24 protein-coding genes are annotated in these 25,169 nt (G+C 41.9%); 21 read left to right on the top strand and 3 right to left on the bottom strand.

The annotated features are described in order from the left end of the window. The first annotated feature begins 23 nt into the window (after positions 1–23). The 3 genes from IGJ26_RS09220 (at position 24) to IGJ26_RS09210 (ending at position 2,862) form a co-directional block, all read left to right on the top strand. Entirely contained in the window at positions 24–1,190 is a 1,167-nt protein-coding gene (locus IGJ26_RS09220) for a nucleotidyltransferase (protein WP_061054242.1), read from the top strand. 79 nt (positions 1,191–1,269) lie between these two features. Then, positions 1,270–1,992 (top strand): YebC/PmpR family DNA-binding transcriptional regulator, encoded by a 723-nt coding sequence (locus tag IGJ26_RS09215; RefSeq protein WP_005225911.1) that lies wholly within the window; start codon positions 1,270–1,272, stop codon positions 1,990–1,992. 210 nt (positions 1,993–2,202) lie between these two features. Continuing rightward, a complete protein-coding gene (locus tag IGJ26_RS09210) occupies positions 2,203–2,862 on the top strand; it encodes a hypothetical protein (protein ID WP_008378159.1) in 660 nt (219 codons plus the stop codon). 62 nt (positions 2,863–2,924) lie between these two features. Here the strand turns inward: IGJ26_RS09210 and helD are convergent, their stop codons facing one another. Beyond that, positions 2,925–5,207, bottom strand: a complete 2,283-nt coding sequence (gene helD, locus IGJ26_RS09205) for an RNA polymerase recycling motor HelD (RefSeq protein WP_086299382.1) — start codon at positions 5,205–5,207, stop codon at positions 2,925–2,927. Between the two features lie 140 nt (positions 5,208–5,347). Between helD and IGJ26_RS09200 the strand changes: the two genes are divergently transcribed. From IGJ26_RS09200 to rbfA, 12 genes are all read left to right on the top strand, one after another. Further along, positions 5,348–6,220 carry an aminoglycoside 6-adenylyltransferase gene (locus tag IGJ26_RS09200; RefSeq protein ID WP_042890922.1) on the top strand — a complete coding sequence of 291 codons (873 nt, stop codon included), beginning with the start codon at positions 5,348–5,350 and terminating at the stop codon, positions 6,218–6,220. After that, positions 6,190–6,687: an ASCH domain-containing protein gene (locus IGJ26_RS09195; RefSeq protein ID WP_005235615.1), complete on the top strand. Its 498-nt coding sequence runs from the start codon at positions 6,190–6,192 to the stop codon at positions 6,685–6,687. Before IGJ26_RS09200 ends, IGJ26_RS09195 begins: the two co-directional genes overlap by 31 nt. A gap of 88 nt (positions 6,688–6,775) precedes the next feature. After that, positions 6,776–6,952 (top strand): 2-hydroxymuconate tautomerase, encoded by a 177-nt coding sequence (locus IGJ26_RS09190; RefSeq protein ID WP_005225916.1) that lies wholly within the window; start codon positions 6,776–6,778, stop codon positions 6,950–6,952. A 310-nt stretch (positions 6,953–7,262) separates the two neighbouring features. Continuing rightward, on the top strand, positions 7,263–9,203 hold the full coding sequence (gene thrS / locus IGJ26_RS09185; protein ID WP_005235617.1) for a threonine--tRNA ligase: 1,941 nt from the start codon (positions 7,263–7,265) through the stop codon (positions 9,201–9,203). Positions 9,204–9,378: 175 nt separating this feature from the next. Then, positions 9,379–9,813, top strand: coding sequence for a DUF4234 domain-containing protein (locus IGJ26_RS09180; protein WP_008378150.1), 435 nt, complete (start codon positions 9,379–9,381; stop codon positions 9,811–9,813). Then, on the top strand, positions 9,798–10,151 hold the full coding sequence (locus tag IGJ26_RS09175) for a DUF2752 domain-containing protein (protein ID WP_034695542.1): 354 nt from the start codon (positions 9,798–9,800) through the stop codon (positions 10,149–10,151). The genes IGJ26_RS09180 and IGJ26_RS09175 overlap by 16 nt, the downstream gene beginning before the upstream one ends. A gap of 207 nt (positions 10,152–10,358) precedes the next feature. Further along, positions 10,359–10,832, top strand: a complete 474-nt coding sequence (rimP, locus tag IGJ26_RS09170) for a ribosome maturation factor RimP (protein WP_008378146.1) — start codon at positions 10,359–10,361, stop codon at positions 10,830–10,832. Positions 10,833–10,853: 21 nt separating this feature from the next. Then, positions 10,854–12,068, top strand: coding sequence for a transcription termination factor NusA (gene nusA / locus IGJ26_RS09165; RefSeq protein WP_008378144.1), 1,215 nt, complete (start codon positions 10,854–10,856; stop codon positions 12,066–12,068). A gap of 16 nt (positions 12,069–12,084) precedes the next feature. Then, the gene (rnpM, locus tag IGJ26_RS09160; RefSeq protein WP_430599560.1) at positions 12,085–12,381 is read left to right on the top strand and encodes an RNase P modulator RnpM; all 297 of its coding nucleotides are present in this window, start codon (positions 12,085–12,087) and stop codon (positions 12,379–12,381) included. After that, positions 12,374–12,676, top strand: coding sequence for a YlxQ-related RNA-binding protein (locus IGJ26_RS09155; protein ID WP_005235626.1), 303 nt, complete (start codon positions 12,374–12,376; stop codon positions 12,674–12,676). The genes rnpM and IGJ26_RS09155 overlap by 8 nt, the downstream gene beginning before the upstream one ends. A 12-nt stretch (positions 12,677–12,688) precedes the next feature. Continuing rightward, positions 12,689–15,448 (top strand): translation initiation factor IF-2, encoded by a 2,760-nt coding sequence (gene infB, locus IGJ26_RS09150; protein ID WP_194188498.1) that lies wholly within the window; start codon positions 12,689–12,691, stop codon positions 15,446–15,448. Between the two features lie 32 nt (positions 15,449–15,480). Beyond that, entirely contained in the window at positions 15,481–15,831 is a 351-nt protein-coding gene (gene rbfA / locus IGJ26_RS09145; RefSeq protein ID WP_005225925.1) for a 30S ribosome-binding factor RbfA, read from the top strand. Positions 15,832–15,882: 51 nt separating this feature from the next. On the opposite strand, the gene IGJ26_RS09140 is transcribed toward rbfA, so the two are convergent. Next, entirely contained in the window at positions 15,883–16,461 is a 579-nt protein-coding gene (locus tag IGJ26_RS09140; protein WP_005235629.1) for a phosphatase PAP2 family protein, read from the bottom strand. Between the two features lie 122 nt (positions 16,462–16,583). Here IGJ26_RS09140 and truB point away from each other — a divergent pair, with 122 nt between their 5' ends. The 4 genes from truB to iadA all read left to right on the top strand — a co-directional run bounded on the left by truB (position 16,584) and on the right by iadA (position 21,612). Beyond that, positions 16,584–17,510, top strand: a complete 927-nt coding sequence (truB, locus tag IGJ26_RS09135; protein ID WP_016610162.1) for a tRNA pseudouridine(55) synthase TruB — start codon at positions 16,584–16,586, stop codon at positions 17,508–17,510. Positions 17,511–17,512: 2 nt separating this feature from the next. Continuing rightward, the gene (ribF, locus tag IGJ26_RS09130; RefSeq protein ID WP_194199627.1) at positions 17,513–18,466 is read left to right on the top strand and encodes a riboflavin biosynthesis protein RibF; all 954 of its coding nucleotides are present in this window, start codon (positions 17,513–17,515) and stop codon (positions 18,464–18,466) included. A gap of 239 nt (positions 18,467–18,705) precedes the next feature. Continuing rightward, positions 18,706–20,397, top strand: coding sequence for a putative basic amino acid antiporter YfcC (yfcC, locus tag IGJ26_RS09125; RefSeq protein ID WP_176273503.1), 1,692 nt, complete (start codon positions 18,706–18,708; stop codon positions 20,395–20,397). Positions 20,398–20,427: 30 nt separating this feature from the next. Then, the gene (gene iadA / locus IGJ26_RS09120) at positions 20,428–21,612 is read left to right on the top strand and encodes a beta-aspartyl-peptidase (RefSeq protein ID WP_016620344.1); all 1,185 of its coding nucleotides are present in this window, start codon (positions 20,428–20,430) and stop codon (positions 21,610–21,612) included. 136 nt (positions 21,613–21,748) lie between these two features. Here iadA and IGJ26_RS09115 read toward each other — a convergent pair whose 3' ends face one another. Beyond that, entirely contained in the window at positions 21,749–22,615 is an 867-nt protein-coding gene (locus IGJ26_RS09115; protein WP_005235638.1) for an aldo/keto reductase, read from the bottom strand. A 117-nt stretch (positions 22,616–22,732) separates the two neighbouring features. On the opposite strand from IGJ26_RS09115, the gene IGJ26_RS09110 reads away from it, so the two are divergent. Together IGJ26_RS09110 and hemW are read left to right on the top strand one after the other, a co-directional pair. Further along, a complete protein-coding gene (locus tag IGJ26_RS09110; RefSeq protein WP_005235640.1) occupies positions 22,733–23,380 on the top strand; it encodes a hypothetical protein in 648 nt (215 codons plus the stop codon). 443 nt (positions 23,381–23,823) lie between these two features. Continuing rightward, entirely contained in the window at positions 23,824–25,014 is a 1,191-nt protein-coding gene (gene hemW / locus IGJ26_RS09105) for a radical SAM family heme chaperone HemW (protein ID WP_008378119.1), read from the top strand. The last annotated feature ends 155 nt before the right edge of the window (positions 25,015–25,169 follow it).

The following is a 25,169-nucleotide window of genomic DNA, read 5'->3' as shown; positions in this document are numbered from 1 at the left end:
TATGTAAAACAGGAGGGATGTCGATGAAGGCTTGCGGACTAGTCGTAGAATATAACCCTTTTCACCATGGCCACCAATACCATGTGGACAAAGCCAGGCAAGAAACCAACGCTGATGTCATTGTAGCCGTGATGAGTGGGAATTTTTTACAGCGTGGTGAACCAGCAATCATCGATAAATGGCAACGAGCCCAAGCGGCATTGCAAAATGGCGTCGATTTGGTCGTTGAACTGCCATCCGCTTGGGCCGTCCAGTCTGCTGATTTTTTTGCAGCGGGAGCGATTAGGATCTTACAAAATCTGCAATGTGATTCTTTGTGTTTTGGTACAGATGCGAAACAACCCTTTGACTATGCAAAGTTCGCTCAGTTTGAAAAAGAAAATCAGCGGATGATCGATGACGCATTTCAACGCATAGCTAGGCAAAATGCTACCTATAGTCAAAAAATGAGTATGGTCCTCAGTGAGCTTTATCCTGAGTACCATGCAGAAAAAGACCAGCCGAATCATCTGTTGGGTATGGCGTATGCACGGGAAGTGTTGTGTTATGAAAAACCAATGAGGCTTGTTCCCATTCAACGAATTGCGGCCTCTTATCATTCAGAACAATTTAAGCATCCAACGATCGCTAGTGCCACAGCCATTCGTCAAGGACTCAAACAAGGTGAAGCTGTTGTGGATTTTGTTCCTGAAGCAACACAAAAATTTCTTTCGCAAACAACAGTCGACTGGGAAGCCTTTTGGCCGTATCTTCAATACCAGATCATTTCTGCCCCCCTCGAAAAATTAGCTGCTATTTACCAGATGGAAGAAGGACTAGAATATCGACTAAAACAATATGTGACTGCGGCGGATTCGTTTGCAGATTTTATCAAGTTGTTAAAGACAAAACGCTATACCCAAACGAGACTGCAGCGTCTTGCTTGTTATGTATTGTTCCAAGTGACAAAAGCTGAAATGAAGGAAGCCCAAGCACATCCCTTTATTCGAGTCTTAGGCTATACAAAGCAAGGGCAGCACTATTTAAAAGAAGTCAAAAAAGAGCTGACCCTGCCGCTGATCGCTAAATTCGGTAAGAAAGAAGCACAGCGCTACGGCTTGTCATTGCGGATCGACCAGATTTATCAGCAAGGGAATGCTCAAATCTCAGAACAAAATTTTCGAAGAATTCCGCTTTTTATTGATAAATAAGTGAAAATTGCTTCACAGAACGCCATTTGACAAGTATAATGAATAAGGATTTTTAAAAACAAGAAAGCGAAGTGAAATCATGGGTCGTAAATGGGCAAATATCGTAGCGAAAAAAACTGCTAAAGATGCAAACAATAGCCGAGTTTATGCAAAATTTGGAATCGAAATCTACGCAGCAGCAAAATCGGGTGATCCTGATCCTCACGCGAACCAAAAATTACGCTTTGTTATCGAACGTGCGAAAACCTACAATGTGCCAAAACACATTATTGACCGTGCGATTGAAAAAGCCAAAGGTTCTGGCGATGAACAATACTCAGAACTTCGATATGAAGGATTTGGACCAAATGGATCAATGGTGATCGTCGATACTTTGACAAACAACGTCAACCGTACCGCAGCCGATGTTCGGGCCGCTTTTGGTAAAAACGGCGGGAATATGGGTGTTTCTGGGGCAGTTGCTTATATGTTTGATAACACAGCATTATTTGGCTTTGCTGGTGACGATGCCGATGAAATCTTAGAATACTTGATGGACAAAGAGATCGATGTTCGTGATGTTGTTGAAGAAGATGGACAAATTATCGTTCACGGTGAACCAAGTGACTTCCATGCCATTCAGGAAGCCTTGAAAGAAAAAGGAATCACCGAATTTTCAATTGCTGAAATGCAAATGATTCCTCAAAATGAAGTAACCTTAACTGGCGATGATCTAGAAAAATTCGAAAAAATGATCGATGTATTAGAAGATCTTGAAGATGTTCAAAATGTCTATCACAATGTGGCAGACGCTGAAGAATAAGACATACTGGCAGCCTAGAGGTGATCTGGCTGCCAGTTTTTGGTGTTTTTTTCATCAACCTTCCGTTGTTTAGTCAAGTGAAAAAAACAAGAGAGCGAGAAGCACTTCTCTTGAAAATTCTTCAATATTCATCGTCTTTTCAGTTGGTTTCCAGACATTTTATATGTTATGATTTACTACATAAGCAAACAACTCGTTAGGGGGGCAGACATGGAAGAAAAAATCGTTTTAGAGCCATTTAATCGAATCTTAAGTGGTTTTGAAAAGCTAGCAGAAGTGTCTGTATCGATTTCTGACTGCTCGGCTCTTTGTCGGAAATATCAAAAGTATGGGGTGGAAGGGTATCGTCTAGGCGATTATCGTGGTTCTTCTTATTTGAATCGTTATTTAAATGTCGTCGTTGATCGCGCACCCTTGTTAATTTATAAAGAGCGATTCTTGATTCCTTTGGTCTTTCGCATGTCGGAATACTCTGAACGGCTCTTTATCGATGATTATCGAATGGAAGGGTTCTTCATGCTGTTGGATTGGCTTTTGGAACACCGACCAGAAAAAGCAATTATTGATTATAAGCGAACGCGTGCTTTACCTCACAGAAAAGAATTGGTGATCGATAGTTCTTATGTGCTTTTTCGATTGACGGAAATTCTCGACGGTGCTGGTTTTCCTCTTAGTCGCTTTACAACGATCGAGGAATTTAGTCAATGGAATCGTACCCATCGTTTGATCGATAATGGCAGTATCGGACGTCATACAAAATTATTTGTTCCAGAAGATCCGGAACACGTTTCTGAGCTGCAGATGATTTTAACAATCGTTGGGATGCGTTATCCAGAAACCCGCTTATTTATTGGCGAATTAAAAGGCTAAAAAACATCACAATCGGCTGGTTTCATTTGAGAATCAGTCGATTGTGATGTTTTTTTGTTAGGTTATTCGTCAATCCGTGATGCTTCTTGAAACTGATAAGTGGCAGGATCAGCTTTCACTAGAAGCGGCAATTCTTCTTGGGTAAGGACGGTCAACTGATGCATCGCCCGTGTCGCCATTGTATAAAAAATCAATTGGTCTTGTTCAGTCGCGAAAGTGGCACCTGGTGTCCAGACAAATACTTGGTCAAACTCTAGCCCTTTTGCTAAAAAGGCCGGGAAGATCATGACATTGCGTTTCATGAAGTCTTCTTCAGAGGTGATCAGCTGCACTTGTTCCTGCATTGTTTCTGTCAGCTGGGCATATAACTGCTGGCAATCCTTTGCGGTTTTACAAATGATCGCGGTGCGCCAACGCTGATTCTCCGCTGCCTTTCGAATACTGGTTTCTAGGAAAGCCAGATTTTCAGATTCAGTTCCTTTAACAATTGTTGGTACCGCACCTTTACGAGCCGTCAATTCCACTTGATCACTGCCAACTAAAAATTGATTGGCGAAATCTGTGATTTCCTTAGTCGAACGATAGCTGGTTTTCAATTGATAACGTTTCACGCTTTCGTGGGGGAATAATTCTGCTAATGCTCCGACGATCGTTTCATTGCCATAAACTTTTTGGTTCAAATCGCCGCACAGGGTGATACCAGCCTTTGGATAAAGCTGACGCAGCAGAGCCACTTGTGCTGGTGGAAAATCCTGCATTTCATCGATAAAGATAAACCGAGCTTTTTCTTCGACGTGAACAGGATAAAGCTGTTTGATCAGTAAGAAAAACAAAACGGCGTCTTCTTGTTTGATTTGTCTTTGGCGCATTCCTTGGCGAATGTTGGCAATACTTTGCTGCCAAGCCGCAGCCTCGATGCCAGTTTCTTTGACTGCAGCAGACTCAACCGATTGTAAAAAGTGTAAGTATTGCTTGGCTTGGTTGATAAACTGAAAGTTTTTCACTCCCCGCGTCAAGGAACGGAACTTCTTACGGACGATCTGCTGTCTGAGTTTCTTCCGCAAACGGCGTTCGTTTTCTTCGCTGTATTCTTGATGAGGATCGTTGGTAAATACTTGTTGCAATTGCTCTTCGGTCGCTTCTTTGACCCAGTCTTTTTTGGCTTCATCTTTTTCCAAGCCGCCGATTTTTTTTAATAATTTTGTTTGAAGCAGTTGGGTTCTTTGGTAAATCGGCAATTCATGATTGGTTTCTTGGTACCAGCGGCGAATCTGTTCTTTTGTCAAATAGGTTTGCCCTTGGATTTTTAGATCACGGAACAAGGGGCCGATCGGTGCAATCGAACGGACATAACGGTTGATTTTTTCCACCAAGAAAAGACTACTTTTGATTTTTTCAATGGCATCATCGTCGCCGCTTAAAAAGTTCTCTTCTTGTTGGGTTTCTTTTGTTACTTCATAGCCAGTCAGAATCAATTGGATAAAGTGGTGGAAGGTTCTTGTGGGCACTTCACTTTCCCCTAATGAAGGCAGGACCATGGATATATAGTCAGAAAACAAATGATTGGGTGAAAACAGCAAGACTTGTTTTTCGTCCAGCCATTTGCGATTACGGTAAAGTAAAAAGGCGACCCGTTGCAATAAAGCAGAGGTTTTCCCACTTCCAGCAATCCCTTCGATCAGTAAAAATTTATTGGTGGTATCACGAATAATTTGGTTCTGTGCTTTTTGGATCGTTGAAACGATGTTACGCATTTGAGAAGAAGAGGCCTCATCCAAGATTTCCAATAAAAATTCGTCATTGATGATCTCCGAAGTATCGACCATCGATAAGATCTCACCATTTTGAATTTTAAACTGGCGTTTTAAGAGCAGCTCTACCGTAAAACGGTCGGTGTCTGTTTCGTAGAATGTTTCACCAAGTTCTCCTTCATAGTAAAGATTAGCGATCGGTGCGCGCCAGTCAATGACGATCGTTTCTTCCTCTTTGTCTCGTAAAGAAGCGATCCCTAAATAGAGGGTCTCGGTTTCTTGCTCTTCTTTGAAATCGATTCGAGCAAAGTAGGGATTGCCTGCCATCGTTGTTAGGGTTTTGACGCGTTTTTCTTGTGATTCTGCGGTTTGATACTTGATCAGCAGTTCTTGTTCATGCTGCTGGTACTCGATAACTGATTCATAAAAGGCTTCACTGTCGCCTCCGCGAATTTTCTTATCGGCGATTTCTTTTAATTGATCATCCATTTTAGCGGCTAATTCTTGTTTTTGCTGCGAAAGGATCGCTTGTTCTCTGTGGATCAGAGCAATGGTTTCATTGACATGTTGTTGTTCTTTTTGACGTTCGTTCACGAAGGATCCTCCTTAAAAAAATTGCGACATAAAATTATAGCATATTTTCCCTGTGAATGTCGTGGAAAAAAAGAAACTATGCTAATATTTATAAAAAGAGCTTAGGTGTTCAAAAACGAAACGAAATAGAGGTGGAAAAGGTGAGAGAAGAAGCAGAATTGCGCCAATTGATCCTGTCTGTTGGGAAACGTGTTGGGGCACGTGCCATCGGTTTATCTGGTTCACGGACCGATCCACAGGCGCCAAAAGATATTTTGCAGGATTTTGACGTGGTCTTCGTGATGGAGGATATTCAGCCTTTGGTCGATGATTCTTCATGGTTAGAAGCCTTTGGATCAATCATGATCAGGCAAACACCGGAAGCTAGCACGATTTATCCACCCAGCTTGGGTGGTTGTTTTACCTACTTAATGCATTTTCAAGACGGAGCACGAATCGATCTCATGCTTTGTCCTCTTGCACTGGTCGATCGTCTTGCTAAAGAACCAGGCTTGCAGCCGCTGCTTGATCCAGACCAATTACTAAGTTTTGCTAATCAAGCAAATCATTCGCATTACTGGATCAAGCGCCCGACCCAAGCCGCTTTTCAAGAACACTGCAATGAATTTTGGTGGGTAAGCACGTATGTTGTGAAAGGGCTGCTTCGAAAGCAGCTGATTTATGCTGCGGATCATTTATATACCATTTGTTGGCAAGAGTTGTTATGGATTGAAGATTTGTTTGTTGCCCATGCTCAGCAATTTCAGGTGAGTACTGGGAAAAATCATAAATACCTGCAGTCGTTTCTAACGGAAAAGGAGTGGCGGGAATTGACCTCATTGCTTGATTTTTCCACGATCACTGCTTGCGGTCAGTCCCTTTTGAAGATGCAAAAACGATTTGATAAGCAAGCAAAGAAAATCAGCGAGAAATTAGGGTTGGCCTATGATTGGCAAGAAGCTGAGAATGTCCAAACATATACGAAGTATTGGAGTGAAAAAAATTGGCAGATGAGACCAGAGAACCAAAAATAAAAGACAGTCAGATTCAAGCGTTTTGGCAGCGGTTTTTAAAAGCAAATCCAAGAAATCAATCTTCTCTGACCTATGAAGATGCTTGGTCCTTTGGTGATACTTCAGAAATGGCGGATGAACTGGCAGCACTTGTTTTAGCTGGCAAAAAGACAGCGACGACCTCCGCCGCTGCGCTCTATGAAATCGAGCAAGAAGCATTGCCACAATCAGAAACGTATAGTGTCCTTTTAGATGGTTCGGATGTACCAAGAGCTGTTCTTTATTTAGAGTCAGTGTCGATCGTGCCATTTGATGAAGTGACAGCAGCGTTTGCCTTTTTAGAAGGGGAAGGAGATCGCACTTTGGCTTATTGGCGCCGTGTTCATGAAGCTTTTTTTCGACGAGCTTATGCCTCAGCGGGGTTGTCTTTTCACGATCAAATGCTATGCGTTTGTGAAAAGTTTTCTGTCGTGTATCAGGAGGAATAAAGACACGTTTTTCTTTGGAAATCATGGGAATAGCTTTTGTCTTTTTGAAAAAGGTGTATAATCAAAAGCAAACAAAGGAGGAAATCGTATGCCATTTATTCATGTCGAACTAGTTGAAGGGCGTTCGCAAGAACAACTGACGAATATGATGAAAGAAATCACTGAGGCGGTCCATAAAAATACGGGTGCCCCTAAGGAGCATATCCATGTCATCATCAATGAAATGAAGCAAGGAACTTATGCTGTGAATGGCGATTGGAAATAATTCTCTTGCTTTTTCTTGTAGGTAGTGGTTTAATTGAGCCATAATCGATCAATAAAAAAGACACCTGAGTTTGAGAGTCTTCGATAAGAGAGGGAAATCTTGGCTGAAAATTTCCTGGAAGAAAACCAAAGGATGACCACTTTTTTAGACCTCTGTCGAAACGGAGGCGGTTGAACCGTTATCTCATGAAGAGGAAAACAGACTTTTTCTGTTTTCGAACAATAGGTGGAACCACGAGTGATCGTCCTAGTATCGTAACCGATACTAGGACTTTTTTATTGATTGAAATCATTCAAAGGAGGACATTCATATGTCATTATTTATTACATTTCCTGATGGCGCAAAAAAAGAATTTGCTGTTGGGGTAACAACTAAAGAGATTGCTGAAAGTATCTCGAAAAGTCTTGCAAAAAAAGCCTTAGCTGGAAAAGTCAATGGACAACTGATCGATCTTTCACGTCCGATCGAAGAAGATGCAACGATTGAGATCGTGACACCCGATCATGAAGACGCCTTAGGTTTACTTCGTCATTCGACAGCTCATTTAATGGCTCAAGCCATGCGCAGACTCTATCCATCGATCCATTTTGGAGTAGGACCTGCAATTGATTCTGGTTTTTACTATGACACAGACAATGGGGAAAACCCAGTAACTGCGGAAGATCTACCAGCAATCGAAGCAGAAATGATGAAAATCATTAAAGAAAATCTGCCAATTGAACGACGTGTATTAACAAAAGAGGAAGCTTTGGCTCTTTTTGCTGAAGATCCATACAAAGTTGAGTTGATCACAGAATTACCAGATGACGAAACGATTACTGCCTATCAGCAAGGAGAATTTGTTGACTTATGCCGCGGCCCTCATGTCCCATCGACAGGTCGTATCCAAGTGTACAAATTGTTATCAGTAGCCGGAGCCTATTGGCGTGGAAGTTCTGATAATCAAATGATGCAAAGGGTATATGGAACAGCCTTTTTCGATAAGAAAGACTTGAAGGAATTTATTCGTTTACGAGAAGAAGCAAAAGAACGCGATCATCGTAAATTAGGGAAAGAATTAGAATTGTTTATGTTGTCCCCTGAAGTCGGCGCGGGTTTGCCTTTCTGGTTGCCAAAAGGAGCAACGATCCGTCGTACGATCGAGCGTTATATCGTGGATAAAGAAGTTAGCCTTGGGTACCAACACGTTTACACACCAATCATGGCAAACGTGGATTTATACAAAACATCAGGGCACTGGGATCATTACCACGAGGACATGTTCCCACCAATGGATATGGGGGATGGCGAAATGCTGGTTCTACGACCAATGAATTGCCCGCATCACATGATGGTTTACAAAAATGACATCCATTCGTATCGTGAACTACCAATTCGGATCGCTGAATTAGGAATGATGCACCGCTATGAAAAATCAGGGGCACTATCAGGGTTGCAACGGGTTCGGGAAATGACCTTAAATGATGGTCATACATTTGTTCGTCCTGATCAAATCAAAGAAGAATTCAAACGGACACTGGATCTTATGGTGGGCGTTTACGAAGACTTTAATATTACTGACTATCGTTTCCGTTTAAGTTATCGCGATCCACAAAACAAAGACAAATATTTTGATGACGATGCGATGTGGGAAAATGCGCAAACAATGCTAAAAGCGGCCATGGATGAATTAGAATTGGATTATTTTGAAGCTGACGGTGAAGCAGCTTTCTACGGACCTAAACTAGATGTCCAAGTGAAAACAGCTTTAGGTATGGAAGAAACCTTGTCAACGATCCAATTGGATTTCTTATTGCCTGAACGGTTTGATCTAACATATGTTGGTGAAGATGGCGAAAACAATCACCGTCCAGTGGTGATCCACCGCGGAATCGTTTCAACGATGGAACGTTTTGTGGCTTACCTGACAGAAGTCTATAAAGGGGCATTCCCGACTTGGTTGGCACCAATCCAAGCATCGATCATTCCGGTCTCAGTCGAAGCCCACAGCGACTATGCTTACGAAATCAAAGAACGCCTGCAAGCGCAAGGACTGCGAGTGGAAGTGGATGACCGCAACGAAAAAATGGGGTATAAGATCCGTGCATCACAAACCCAAAAAATTCCTTACCAAATTGTTGTTGGGGATCAAGAAGTCAATGATGCGACAGTCAATATCCGTCGCTACGGCAGCAAGGAGACCCAAGTCGAAGAATTGAATCTGTTTGTTGATGCAATGGCTGCTGAAGTGAAAAATTATAGCCGAGCATAGCTTTTGGTTCAAAGAAAACGAATGATTTTATAGTATAGGCACCTGCTTTCAGCAGGTGCTATTTACCTTTTTTAATCTATAAAAAATAAAATGATTAGATTTTTTTTTGTTTTTGTGAATAAAATCGTGTATAATTAGTATGTGATAAAAAGGAATAAACTAGAAGGAGTTTGTGATGAATTATAATTACGGAGTTAGAAAGAAATCGGTTGTATCGGTCATTTTATTAACATTTATTACTTGTGGCATTTATACATTCTTTTGGATGTACCAAACAACCAAAGAGCTGGCAGAATACAGCGGGGATAATCGTCTTTCGCCAGAGACGTCGATTTTACTCACGATCCTTACTTGTGGATTGTATCAAATTTATTGGTGGTACCGAATTGCGGATATCTTTATGAGTGCACAACAGCGAGCGAATATGCCTCGTCTGAGTGACAACAAAATTCTTTTTGTCGTCTTGAGCCTGTTTGCTTTTGATTTCATCAACATGGCGATTTTACAAGGTGATATGAACCAAATGTGGGAAGCGGCTGATCAAAATGCCATGACCTCATCTAACAATACAAATGATTCGTCTGATTCAGATGATTGGGTAGATTATTGATTTGTCCGTTTAAATGGTTAACGGGGTTTCCTTGTCCAGGTTGTGGCATGACGCGCGCCTACTTGCACTTATTTCAGGGTGATCTTGAAGGTGCGCTGCATTTTCATCCCTTGTTTTGGTTAGTGCCGATCGTATTCGGAATCGTTTTATTCAAAAAAAATCCGAAAATCAGCAAACTTTACTACAGTCACAACCTGTGGGTGACATTGACACTTTTGGTACTAGTGGTTTATGGTGGTCGGCTCTGGCTTCATTTTCCACATGACGCGCCAATGGACTTTGATCCAGAGAGCATTTTCCCACAACTACTACGTCGGATTGGTCAAGTGATTCACTAACAGCCATTCACCCAAGCATTAAAAATCTTTAAGAAAATGCTTTGTTTTTTTCTGAAAGCGAAGGGAACATGCGACAGTAGTTGAATCTTTATGAAAATTGTGTTATATTTACAATGTAATGATACTTAGAGTGAGTGAGCGGTTTTTTCGCTCACTCTTTTTAATGGAATGAAGTTCGTTTCGTTGAGAAATAAAGGAGGCGATGTTGTGAGTACGGTAGTGGAAACTGTTACAGATATAGTGACCCCTATTCTGGATGCGCAAAAATTTGAATTAGTTGAAGTAGAATTCGTGAAGGAAGGGAAAAATTGGTTTCTTCGTGTGTTCATTGATAAAGAAGGCGGAATCGATATCGAGGAATGTGCCTTTGTCAGTGAACAACTTAGTGAACAATTAGACCAATGCGAACCTGATCCTATTCCACAGGCCTATTTCTTGGAAGTTTCTTCCCCTGGCGCCGAGCGTCCATTGAAGAAAGAAGCAGATTATCAACGGGCAGTCGGCGAGTACATTCATGTTTCTTTATATCAACCGATTGATGGAGAAAAACAGTTCGAAGGCTTTTTACAGTCATTCGATGAAAATCAGCTAGTTATGAAGACCCGAATCAAAACCAGAGAAAAAGAACGAACGATCGACCGGAAAAATATTGCCAAAGCTCGTTTAGCCATTCAATTTTAAACACGGAGGAATGAAAGAATCATGAGTAAAGAAATGTTGAATGCATTGGATGCATTAGAAGCAGAGAAAGGCATTTCAAAAGAGATTGTCATCGATGCCTTGGAAGCGGCATTGGTTTCAGCGTACAAACGTCATTACGGGCAAGCACAAAATGTGGAAGTAGAATTTGATCAGAAAAAAGGCAATATCCACGTCTATGCAGTCAAAGAAGTGACAGAAGAAGTCATGGACTCGCAACTAGAGGTTTCATTAAAAGAAGCGATGACAATCAACCCCGCTTATGAAATCGGCGACAAAATCCGCTTTGAAGTAACGCCTAAAGATTTTGGTCGTATTGCGGCGCAAACGGCAAAACAAGTCATTTTGCAACGGGTCCGTGAAGCGGAAAGAAACATTATCTATAACGAATTTAGTGCGTACGAAAAAGACATTTTGCAAGGAATCGTTGAACGCCAAGACAATCGTTATATCTATGTAAACTTAGGCAAAATTGAAGCCGTGCTTTCAAAACAAGACCAAATGCCAAATGAGTTTTATCAACCCCATGATCGGATCAAAGTATTCGTTTCTCGTGTTGAAAATACTTCAAAAGGACCTCAAGTATTCGTTAGCCGCAGCCATCCAGATTTGCTGCGCCGATTATTTGAACAAGAAGTGCCAGAAGTATATGATGGTACTGTAGAGATCGTAAGTATTGCTCGTGAAGCAGGGGATCGTGCCAAAGTTGCTGTTCGTTCCTTTGATGCCAACGTCGATCCAGTCGGCACTTGTGTTGGCCCTAAAGGTCAACGGGTTCAAGCGATCGTCAATGAACTAAAAGGCGAAAACATGGACATCGTGGAATGGAATGAAGATCCAGCGATCTTCATCGCCAATGCGTTGAATCCAGCAGAAGTCAGCGACGTTATTTTTGATGTTGATAATCCGAAGGCTTGTACTGTTGTCGTGCCTGATTACCAACTATCATTAGCGATCGGTAAACGCGGACAAAATGCTCGCCTAGCAGCCAAATTGACTGGCTTCAAAATCGATATCAAATCAGAAACAGACATGGAAGAATTTTATGCGAAGCTGGATGAAGGCGACTATATCGATGAGTATGATGCCAATGCTTCAGAAGCTGCTGAAGAAATCAGTACAGAAGCAACAGAATCTGCAGAAACAGTTGATGAAGCGATCCTTCCATCAGACATGACTGCGGATGATTATGAAAATGTTGAGTTTGACGAAAAATAGTTGAGGTGAGATCGTGATGAAAAAACGAAAAATTCCTTTACGAAAATCAGTGATTTCAGGCGAAATGCTACCTAAGAAAGAAATGCTTCGTATCACTCGTTCAAAAGAAGGCGTTGTTTCCATCGATCCGACAGGAAAAATGCCAGGTCGGGGAGCTTATATAGCGATCGAACCGGCTGAAGCCCAGAAAGCATGGGATAAGCGTATCTTGGATCGAGTGCTGGAAATGAAATTGACAGATGAATTTTACCAAGAACTATTGGACTATGTAACGCACCAAAAAGCGCGAAAAGAGTTATTTGCAAATGAATAAAACCAAAGCATTAAATATGTTAGGACTAGCCATGCGTGCTGGGAAATTAGTAACTGGTGAAGAAATGACTTTAAAAGAGATTCGCAATGAGAAAGCTGCTTTAGTCATTATCGCCAGTGATGCTGGTAAAAATACACAAAAGAAAATTAAGGACAAAAGTTCTTATTACGAAATTCCGCTCCTAGATGCATTTTCTGCTGATGAAATCAGTGCGGCCATTGGGAAACCAAGAATGGTCATTGGCATCTTAGATCAAGGATTTGCAAGGAAGGTGCAGGAATTAATATTAGGTTAGGAAGGTGATTGCATGGGAAAAAAAAGAATTTATGAACTTGCAAAAGAATGGAATAAGTCGAGCAAAGAGGTTGTTGAAAAAGCACAATCTTTAGGCTTTGATGTCAAAAATCATATGGGCGCGATCTCAGATGGAGAGGCGCAAAAATTGCAGCAGTCATTAGGCGGCAATCCAAATGGTAAAACATCTGCAAACTCAAATCCCGCAAATCAGAAACCAGCCAACCAGCCGGAAAAACAAGAACAAAAGAAATTTAAAACGCAAAGAAATAATCCTAACTTCCAAAACCGTCATAACAATCAAAGTCAACAGCGAACTACGCAAAGCAATAACCGTCCTGCTGGTCAAGGACAAGTAGATCGCACGAACAGTCAAGGAAGTAACAGACCAAATAACCAAGGAAGTCATAATCGAGTGAATAACCAAGAGAATCGTAACAATCAAGGGCAACAAAACCGCCCAACAAACCAAGGACAACAAAACCGTCCGAATAATCAAGGGCAACAAAATCGCCCAACAAACCAAGGACAACAAAATCGTCCGAACAATCAAGGACAACAAAATCGTCCGAACAATCAAGGACAGCAAAACCGTCCAAACAACCAAGGACAACAAAATCGTCCGAACAATCAAGGACAGCAAAACCGTCCGAATAATCAAGGGCAACAGAATCGCCCAACAAACCAAGGACAACAAAACCGTCCGAATAATCAAGGGCAACAAAATCGCCCAACAAACCAAGGACAGCAAAACCGTCCAAATAACCAAGGGCAACAAAACCGTCCGGCCGCTCAATCTGCAGGAAATACGCAAGGGGCAGACCGTAACAATAACCGTCCGCAAGGATCGAATGATTCTCGTGGAGGAAATCAAAACCGCGGCAAGTCAAACTACGGTGGACGCAACAATAATTTCAACAATAACAATCGCAACAAATTCAATAAAAAAGGCAAAAAAGGCCGTCAGCAGACGGAAAAGAAACCGCCAGTTCCAGCACGTAAATTCCGTGAGCTACCAGAAGTATTGGAATATTCAGAAGGCATGAACGTAGCGGATATCGCGAAAAAAATCTACCGTGAACCAGCAGAGATCATCAAGAAACTCTTTATGATGGGGGTTATGGTCAATCAAAACCAACCTTTAGATAAAGATACGATTGAACTGCTTGCTACCGATTACGGAATCGAACCACAAGAAAAAGTTCAAGTGGATATCGCAGACATCGATAAATTCTTCGAAGCAGAAGAACAAATTGAAGAGAATTTAGTATCACGACCACCTGTTGTGACGATCATGGGTCACGTTGACCACGGGAAAACAACATTGCTTGATACTTTACGTCATTCACGCGTAACAAGTGGTGAAGCTGGGGGAATTACGCAGCATATTGGCGCTTACCAAATCGACATCAATGGCAAACCAATTACTTTCTTAGATACTCCTGGACACGCGGCCTTCACTAGTATGCGTGCACGGGGAGCAAGTATCACCGATATCACGATTCTTGTTGTCGCCGCTGATGATGGAGTGATGCCACAAACAGTAGAAGCGATCAACCATGCGAAAGCAGCAAAAGTGCCGATCATCGTTGCAGTAAACAAAATCGATAAACCAGGTGCTAACCCACAACATGTGATGCAAGAATTAAGTGAACATGAGTTGATCCCAGAAGCTTGGGGTGGCGATACGATCTTCGTTGAAATCTCAGCGAAATTTGGGCAAAACATTGAAGAATTGCTTGAAATGATCCTCTTAGTAGCAGAAGTCGAAGATTTGAAAGCTGATCCTACCCAACGGGCGATCGGTACAGTCATTGAAGCGCGCCTTGATAAAGGAAAAGGTCCTGTAGCAACACTATTGGTTCAACAAGGGACTCTTCATGTAGGTGATCCAATTGTTGTAGGGAATACTTTCGGTCGTGTTCGCGTAATGACGAATGATTTAGGTCGTCGTGATAAAGCAGCTGGACCTGCTACACCAGTCGAAATCACAGGATTGAATGATGTGCCTCAAGCAGGTGATCGTTTCGTTACTTTTGAAGACGAGAAAACAGCTCGAGCAGCGGGTGAAGAACGTGCAAAACGTGCTTTGATGGAGCAACGCGCATCAAGCAGTCGTGTGACATTGGATAACTTGTTTGAAAGTCTAAAAGAAGGCGAACTGAAAGAAGTAAATGTCATCATCAAAGCAGACGTACAAGGTTCAGCTGAAGCATTAGCTGCTTCATTGAAGAAAATCGATGTTGAAGGTGTGCGAGTGAACATCGTCCATTCAGCCGTTGGTGCAATCAATGAAAGTGATGTAACGCTAGCAGCAGCAAGTAATGCCATCATCATCGGATTCAACGTCCGTCCAACACCGCAAGCCAAACAGCAAGCGGAAGCGGAAAAAGTCGATATTCGTTTGCATCGCATCATCTACAAAGCGATCGAAGAAATCGAAACTGCGATGAAAGGGATGCTTGATCCTGAATTCGAAGAAAAAATCACTGGTCAAATGATCGTTCGTGAAACATACAAAGTATCTAAAGTGGGCACGATCGCAGGTTGCTACGTAACGGAAGGCAGTATTCGCCGTGACAGTGGCGTCCGCGTGATCCGTGACGGCATCGTTATCTATGAAGGCAAACTTGCCAGCTTGAAACGCTTCAAAGATGATGTCAAAGAAGTGAAGCTAGGGTTTGAATGTGGCGCGATGATCGAGAAATTCAACGATCTTAAAGTTGATGACGTGATCGAAGGCTATGTCATGGAAGAAGTACCGACAAAATAACGGAATGACAACTATACAAGGAGGCTTTTTGAATGGCTAACTATCGAGATCGCCGAGTGGCACAAGAAATCTTAAAAGAAGTCAATCAAATTCTTCGTAAAAAAGTTCGTGATCCTCGCGTGCAAGATGTGACGATCACAGATGTACGAGTAACTGGAGATTTACAGCAAGCAACGATCTTTTACAGCACCCTAACGGACTTAGCTTCAGATAAGCAAAAAGCCCAAGCAGGACTGGAAAAAGCAACTGGCTTGGTTCGTCGTGAATTAGGTCAAGCGTTAACGCTCTATAAAGTTCCAGAAATCCAATTCGAATTGGATGAATCAGTACAATACGGGAATAAAATTGATGAAATGATTCGCGCATTGCACTCAGAAGAATAAAAAAAAGAGCAGCTTCCAATCGAAGCTGTTCTTTTTTATTTGAAAAGAGCATCAGGTATTCATCAGTAAAGTTACCAGTCCAGCAACACCTGTCCCCAAGAGCCAGCCTCCGATCACATCTGTTAAAAAATGGATCCCTAAGTAGACTCTGCTAAAGCCGATCATAAAGCTTAACAAAACTGCCAGCAGAGTCATCGGAAGGACTGCTGAGGGAACCAATTGTCCAAGATTCAAGGCGATCGTTCCGTACATGGCAGCGGATGTGGCAGCATGGGCACTAGGAAAGCTGTGATCTTTTTCTTCAACTAAACGATGATCGATCGGACGATCTCGTCGGACGATCCGTTTGATCAGGTAAGCAGCTGCTGATACTATGAAGATACTGACTGCTGTTTTTGGTGCAAGATCCGCCCGCGATGATGGAAAGACAAACAATAGTAAAGCGATCGCAACTGTCGGAAAGGCTTTTCCTAAATTGGTAAAAAAGTGCATCATGCGCGTCAAAGAAGGCGTACGGCTCTGGATGATCTGCAAAGCAAACGCTTCTTCCCAACGCTGCATCGTGCCGAGCTGAATCATGATCAAAAAGATGGCAAATCCAATAAATGACCCTATCGTTAAAACAACCATTTTAGGACCTCCTTATATGCTTAGTTTATCATGTAATGAGAAGGAGCGAAAAGGATTTTGTCGTGCAATGAATTTTTTTTATATGTTATAATAAGCAAGTTGAAGTGAAATGGAGGAATACGATGGACGGGATTTTACCATTATGGAAAGAGCGTGGACAAACAAGTCACGACTGCGTGTTTAAATTACGAAAAATATTAAAGACAAAAAAAATCGGACACAGCGGCACACTAGATCCTGACGTGGATGGTGTCTTGCCCATTTGTATCGGAAAAGGAACGAAGATCGTCGAATACTTGGTTGATTCTGGAAAAGTCTACACCGGGGAAATCACCTTGGGCTTCAGTACCACTACAGAAGATCGGTCGGGGGATATCGTTGAACAACAAGCACTAACTCGTCCGTTTACGAAGACAGAAATCGATCAGGCAATGAAACAGTTGACGGGGACGATTACCCAGATCCCGCCGATGTATTCGGCGGTCAAAGTCAATGGCAAACGACTTTACGAATATGCTCGCAACAATGAAACTGTCGAGCGACCACAGCGCAAAGCAGAAATTTATTCCTTCAAACGAATTTCAGAGCCGGTTTTTCATGAGGACAATACGCAAAGCTGGCGTTTTGAAGTTTCTTGTGGAAAAGGGACTTATGTTCGCACGTTAGCGGTCGACACAGGAAAATTGCTGGGTGTACCCGCGCATATGTCTGATTTGACTCGCTTAAAAAGCGGTGGTTTTTCTAAAGAACAATCTTACACGATTGCAGAGGTGCAAAAGGCAGTCGATGAACAACGTGTTTCGGAACTACTGCTACCGGTGGAATATGGGGTATCGGAGTTTGTTCAAGTGACGATCGATGCGGACCTCTGGCAGAAAGTAAAAAATGGCATGCGCTTGCCTTTCAGCGTGTTTGGATTACAAGAGCGCCCAGAGGAATTAGTGGCGATTTTTTATCGAGAACAATTGATCAGTATCTATAAAGCTCATGACAAATACCAAGATATGATGAAACCGGTAAAAGTCATCCGTACAGAAATAGGAGAATGAACATGGAAATCATTGAAATGAGACACCCTTATGATCACGAAACGATTCCTGATGAGGAGATCGTCTTAGTGTTAGGCTTTTTCGATGGCGTACATCTAGGTCATCAGAAAGTCATTGAAACAGGACGAAAGATCGCAGAAGAAAAAGGGTTAAAATTGGCATTAATGACCTTTAATCAACATCCCTCGATCGTTTTTCAAAAAGTCGATCCTGAAAAAATGCAATACCTGACCAGCTTGGCTCAAAAGGAAGCGCATATGGAAAAGCTTGGAGTAGATATTCTTTATATCATTGAGTTTACTTCTGCTTTTGCAAATCTGGCACCACAGGTGTTTGTGGATGAATACATGATCGGTCTGCATGCAAAAGTTGTTGTTGCTGGATTCGACTATACCTACGGCAAGAAAGAGATAGCCAACATGGCGCTGTTACCAACATATGCAGAAAATCGTTTTGAAGTTGTGACTGTCGCGCAAGAATCGTTTGATGAAGAAAAGGTTAGCTCCACACGCATTCGCTCTGCCCTACAAAATGGCGATATGGCACAAGTCAATCGCTTGTTAAGGTATATTTATGAATTTGAAGGAACCGTCGTTCACGGTGATGCTAGAGGACGAGAACTTGGGTTTCCAACCGCGAATATCAAAGTAAAGAGCACCGTTCGGTTGCCAAAAGAAGGCGTCTATGTGACGGAAATCAAAGTCGGTGACAAGTGGTATCCATCGATGGGATCGATTGGTCACAATGATACGTTTGGTCAGGGGCGCCAGTTAACAGTTGAAATCTATATTCTTGATTTTCACCAAGATATCTATGGTGAAACCGTGGCGATCCGCTGGCATCATTTCTTACGTGATCAAGTCGCTTTCAATGGCGCACAAGCGTTGATCGAACAATTAAAGCAAGATGAACGAGACACTGAAACTTATTTTGATGGGCTTTCTGAAGAAAACTAAGCATTCGTAGTGAAAAGAAGCGTTTCTGGCTTCTTTTCACTTTTTCTTTTTCTTTCTTTTTATAACGTAGTTTATTTGAATTCTAATGCTTTCCCCATGAGGAAAAAACGTTTTTTCGATATACTAAAAAATAGGCAAAAATGATAATTTATGCAGAACGCTGCAAAGGGAAAGGGAGAGAAAAAGTGACAATTGGAAAAAAAGCGAAAAAGGGGAAAGAAAAGAAAGATTTAACTAAAATGAAAACGCCTCATACGTATGTCATCATCTTTGGGGTCGTATTGTTGGCGTGGTTGCTGACTTTCTTAGTTCCCGCTGGAAAATTCAGTACACAAGAAATCGAGTATACCGATGCAAATGGGGAAATAAGTACCAGAACGGTCTTGATGCAAGATTCGTTTCGTTATGCCTACCCGTTAGATAACGAATACGTCTATCAACAGTTGAATCAATTGGAAGACGATCCACAAGAGTTGGAAGAATTAGATGTCGATCCTGAGGCTTTAGCAGCTGTTCTAGCTGAAGGGCCTAAAGAGTTGTCCCAGAGTCAATTAGATGAGGTGGGACTGACCGATGACACGCTTTACAGTCTTTACGGCGAAAAAATTTATGATACTTCTGAAAAACTGCACAAAACAGCCAAGGTTTGGGGAACTGATGACTTTAACGGTTTCGGCTTCTTAAATTTTGTTTTTGAAGGATTGGTTTCTGGTGATAAATACGGCTCAGCAGTTGGGATCGCAGCACTGATCCTAGTGGTCGGTGGTGCGTTTGGTATTATCATGCAAACCGGAGCGATTGATGCGGGGATCTTTGCATTTATCAGCAAAACTCGTGGATTAGAACGCTTGGCATTGCCGCTGTTGTTCTTTGCTTTTTCATTTGGGGGCGCTACCTTTGGGATGGCAGAAGAAGTCATTCCGTTTTCGATGGTCATGGTGCCTTTCGTGATCGCATTGGGGTATGATTCGATCGTGGCGGTCACCGTCACCTATGTCGCCTCCCAGATTGGAAATGCCACCTCGTGGATGAGTCCGTTTAGTGTGGCAGTAGCTCAAGGGATCGCAGGTATTCCCGTTCTTTCAGGCGCAACGTTCCGAATCATCATGTGGGTCGTGGTTACCGCACTATCCGCAGGGTACCTCATGATCTATGCCGAAAGAATTCGCAAGAATCCTGAGAAATCGCTAACGTATCAATCGGATGCGTATTTTAGAAATCATCTTGAAAAAACCTCCAGTGAGCAAAAACCATTTTTATTAGGTCATAAATTGATCTTGGTTGAAATGCTGGCGGTTTTGATCTGGATCGTATGGGGTGTGACGCAGAAAGGCTACTATATTCCCGAGATTGCTTCTCAATTCTTTGTTATGGGCTTAGGGGCAGGAATCATAGCGGTTCTTTTCAAATTAGAAAATATGGGCTTGAATGATGTGGCGAGTGCCTTTCAATCTGGTGCCTCAGAATTGGCAGGAACTGCAATCGTTGTAGGGATGGCCAAAGGGATTCTTCTGGTTCTCGGCGGTTCTGATGCCAATGTGCCGTCAGCGTTGAATACGATTTTGCACAGCATCGGCGGTTTGTTAAGCAATGTTCCAGCATTTATTGGTGCCTGGTTCATGTACATTTTCCAAAGCTTCTTCAATTTGATCGTGACTTCAAATTCAGGTCAAGCTGCATTAACCATGCCGATCATGGCGCCATTAGCCGATCTTTTAGGTGTCTCTAGACAGATCGCTGTCTTAGCTTATCAATTAGGCTCGGGCTTTATGGATGCCTTCACTCCAGTATCGGCAAGTCTGATCGGTGTCTTGGGTGTCGCAAGAATCGAATGGGTGAAATGGGCGAAATTCCAGATCAAAATGCAAGGTTTCTTATTTGTATTAGGAACGATTTTTATCTTTATTGCGGTCGCAATCGGCTTGCAATAAGAAGCAATCAGGCACAAGGAGGAAGCACTTATGAAGGTGATACGACAAGCAGAGGTTTACGCTCCTGACTATTTAGGAAAAAAAGATATTTTATTAAATGAAGACAAGATCATTGCTATTCAAGATTCGATTGAAGGAGGATTCTCAGGTGTTCCTCTTGAAGAAATCGATGGCACAGGGTTACTCGCTGTGCCCGGCTTTATTGACTGCCACTTTCATATCTTAGGAGGTGGCGGGGAAGGCGGCTTTCAAAACCGGACACCAGAAGTGAAATTGAGTCAATTGACCTCTGCAGGAGTAACGACAGTGGTTGGCTGTTTAGGTACTGACGGAGTAGGCAGAGATATGACTGCCTTGATCAGTAAGGCGCGTGGACTAGAGGCGGAAGGCATCACGACTTATCTTTATGACGGTTCGTATCGATTGCCTTTGGCGCCCGTCACGGATTCCATCATCCAAGATTTTTTGACTATCGATAAAATTATTGGTATCGGTGAAATTGCCGTTTCTGACCATCGTTCTTCACAACCAAGTTTCGAAGAATTTACCCGCGCGGTTGCGGATGCTCGTGTTGGTGGGATGCTTTCTGGAAAAGCAGGTATCGTAAACGTCCACTTAGGTGGAGGAAAGAAAAAATATGAGCTGCTTTTACGAACCATCGAAGAGACAGAGATTCCAATCAGCCAATTTTTACCGACACATGCCAATCGGACCAGCGAGCTTTTCGAAGCAAGTATTGCTTTTGCAAAAATGGGTGGAACGATTGATTTTACGGCGAGTGAAGATCCTGATTTCTGGGAAAAAGAAGACGATGAGGTTCGCTTCAGTAAAGGATTGAAACGTTTGTTAGCAGAAGGGATCGGCCTGGATCAATTTACCATGACCTCTGATGGGCAAGGCAGCCTCCCGTACTTTGATGAAAACAATCAATTCATAGGTCTGGGTGTCGGCAGTTCGCGAGCGCTGATGGTAGGCATTAAAGAAGCAGTCCAAAAAGAGCAGATTCCATTGGAGATCGCCATTCGAGCAATCACTTCCAATCCAGCGAAAGTATTGAAGCTTGATCAAAAGGGACGTCTTGCAGCAGGGATGGATGCTGATATTTGCTTGCTGAACAAAGACTCATTAGCAGTAGAAACGGTTCTAGCAAAAGGCAGAACAATGGTAGAAGAACAAGAAGTAAAAGTGTGGGGTACCTTTGAACAACTAACATAAGAAGAATTCAGTTTTAACAGACTAAGAAACGGTTGTTTTTCTAAACAGAGTTGTAGAAGAAAATAAGCAGCCCGATCCATGACCAGCATTTACTGGACTTGATCGGACTGCTTTTTTCAATTAAACGCAAGTATTCTTAAGCTTGCAACTCATCCAATTTCTTCATGTCTTCTTCAGAAATTTCAAAGTCAACTTTGGCATTGTCAGCAATGTATTCTTCATGAACGGATTTTGGCAATGGCAGAATGTCTTTTTGTAGCAAGTAACGAATTGAAAGTTGTGGAATAGATTTTCCATAGGCTTCAGCAATCGTCTTCACTGCATCGTTATCGAGTAAACGACCAGTAGCGATTGGTGAATAGCCTTCCACTAAAATTTCGTGCGCTTTGCAAAATGTCAATAGTTCTTCATTTGTGCGGCCAATATGGTAAATAAACTGGTTGACCATCGGTTTCACATCGCAATGATCAAAAATATTTTGCAAATCTTTTTGATCGAAGTTGGAAACACCAATCGATTTTACTTTTCCACTTAAGTAGGCTTCTTCTAATGCTTTCCAAACATCGATGTTTTCAAGATAAAAATCTTTGTTTTCTGGATTGTTTCCCATGATTTTCCAAGGACGAGGGGCATGGATCAAAATCAAATCGATATACCCTAAGTCAAGTTTTTTTAGAGAAGCATCAATGCTATCAACCGCTTCTTGGTAGGTCTTTAACTCAGCAGGTACTTTCGTGGTAACAAAAATTTCATCGCGGGCAACGCCTGAATCGCGCACAGCTTTCCCAACCGCTTCTTCGTTTTTGTAAGCTGCCGCTGTATCGACATGTCGATAACCATTTTGAATGGCAAATTTTGTTGCGTTGTAAGCATCTTCTGGAGAAGATTGCCAGGTTCCAAGGCCAATCTTAGGAATTGCCAGTTTGTTCTGCAAGGTAAATGTTTCTTGTAATATCACGTATCTCAACCTACTTTCATCGCTTTTTTTTGTTACATCTTCCATTATAAAACGTTTTCTTGTTTGAAACAAATCAGACGCTGAAACTTTTGAGGGAAATTGACTTTCAAAAGGATCTTTGATACATTATCAGCAACCTAAACACAGAAAGATGTGGAAAAAATGGATTTTGTTAAAGAAGATTTTGCCTATTATCGGCGCTCTTTTGAATTGATGTATCGCAGTTATTTCCGTAGAAGAATGATTGCCCTTGGTGTGGCGATTTTGATTATCTTAGGTTATTTACTTTTGTTACAAGAAAGTTTGCTTTTAAATATCATTTTGCTAGTTATATTGCTAGGCATAATGGCGTGGTTGGTTTCACTTTATCAGCGAGCGAGTGAGGTCGTACTTGCTTTCGAAGAAGAAAATCAGGTGCCGCAAATTCATCAACTGACAGAATTTGAGGATCATTATGCGTTCCAAATGAATGATGGAACAACGATGCGCGTGAAGAAAAACGGCAATCGCAACTTTCCTTCCAATAATAAGCAGTACACGTTGATGGCAGGCTATAAAAAAGTTTTCTTTGTGCAACAACCCTTGATGATTTTTTATTATGACCTCTTGGAGATGAAGTATGATGAAGCGTATCGTTTGAAACGAAACCGCCAAAACGGGTTCAATCGTTGGTCGCGTTATTTCAGTTTTCGCTCCTTTAAGGGATCGATTGGCAATGTCTTTCAATTCTTGCTGGGAAATATTTTCTTCTTATTTATTGCGTATCGGTTGATCCGCTATCTGATCGATATTTTGCTGCACATTTTATAACTGTTACCAAGGTGAAGATTCTCATCGTTTTCATAGACTGGTGAAAAAGATGATAGGACTTAATTTTTTTAAAAAGGTATACTTAAGTCAGATAAGACAAGCAATTGTCTTTCATGAATAAGAGTCCTGCTCTTGTTAAGTAAGCCGTCAACAACAGCTTATCTATTGTGGCGTTAACAGTTTGGGGGAAGTGTTAGTTCTTGTAACAAACAGATTTTTTTCTGGGCGGGATAAGAACAAAAGCGGTATTTTACCGTACTTAATAAGAGTAGTGCTCTTTATTTTTTCTATGAATATTTAAAGACATCACTTCTTGGAAGTGGTGTTTTTTCTTGCTTAAAAATAGTCCAAGTGATAGGAGAATTCTAAGAACTATGCTACAATGAGTGCCGGTGCTCTCAGCGGTGGGAGCAAAAAAGAAGGTAGAGGAGAATTACTTAGGAATGCCTGAAGGTCAAACAATAAACGATCCATCTACAAAAAGCGCGCAAAATATTTCTGCGTATATACATATACCTTTCTGTGAACATATCTGCTACTACTGTGACTTCAACAAAGTGTTTTTAGAAGGGCAGCCAGTGGATGAGTACATCGAAGCGTTACTAAAAGAAATTGAGCTGACCCTCTTGCGTCAGCCTCTCAATGAGGCGAAAACGATTTATATCGGCGGCGGGACGCCAACGTCGCTTTCGGCGAACCAACTGGATCGATTGCTTTCAGGTGTGCATGAATTGCTGCCAACACACACAACCAAAGAGTTTACAGTGGAAGCAAATCCTGGTGATTTGAGTGAAGAAAAAATGCTGGTTTTGAAAAATCATCAAGTCAATCGCTTGTCGATGGGGGTCCAGACCTTTGATAATCGCTTGCTTAAAAAAATTGGCCGCAAGCATACCGCTGAAGATGTTTATTCAACTATTCAGCTGCTGGAAAAACATGATTTTCAGAATGTGACGATCGATTTGATTTATGCACTTCCGGGACAAAGCATAGAAAGCTTCCGTGATACACTGACGCGAGCGATTGATCTCGGGTTGCCTCACTATGCGATGTATTCTTTGATTTTAGAAAACAAAACCATGTTTATGAACTGGGTTCGCCAAGGGAGAATGGCACTGCCTTCTCAAGAAGCTGAAACGCAGATGTTTGATGAGGCGATCGCCGCGATGACAAAAGCTGGATTGAACCAATATGAAATCAGTAATTTTGCACGACCAGGGTATGAGTCCTTACATAATCTAGTGTATTGGAACAATGAACATTATTTTGGCTTTGGGGCAGGCGCCAGCGGGTATCTTGGACAGACTCGCTATAAGAACAAAGGTCCAATCCAGCATTATTTGAAACCATTACAGGAAAATCAGTTGCCAATCCACGAAATCGAAGAATTGACAACCAGCAATCAAATGGAAGAGGAACTGTTTTTAGGCCTTCGTAAAAAGGTCGGCATTTCAAAAATACAGTTTGCAGAAAAATTCGGGAAGTCTTTTCAGGAAATCTATGGTTCAACGAGCGAACAGTTGATTCAAAAAGGCTGGTTGGCTAGTCAAGGTGACCGTGTCTTTTTAACGAAAGCTGGGATGTTTATTGGCAACGAAGTGTTTGAAGCATTTCTCTTGGATGGAGAAAAATAAGAAAGAACGAGTAAGAGAAGTAGCCATTTCGTGCTGCTTCTTTTTTTGATTTCTTTTTTAGCACTCTCTTAGAAAGAGTGCTAAAAAAGTGATGCAAATACTTGACATTCCTAGCAAATATGGTATATTTATAATCGTGTTAGCACTTAATAGGA

This window comes from Enterococcus sp. AZ095a, from assembly GCF_050546735.1.
Taxonomy (GTDB): Bacteria; Bacillota; Bacilli; order Lactobacillales; family Enterococcaceae; genus Enterococcus_D; species Enterococcus_D entomosocium.
This window is presented reverse-complemented; position numbering and strand designations above follow the sequence as displayed.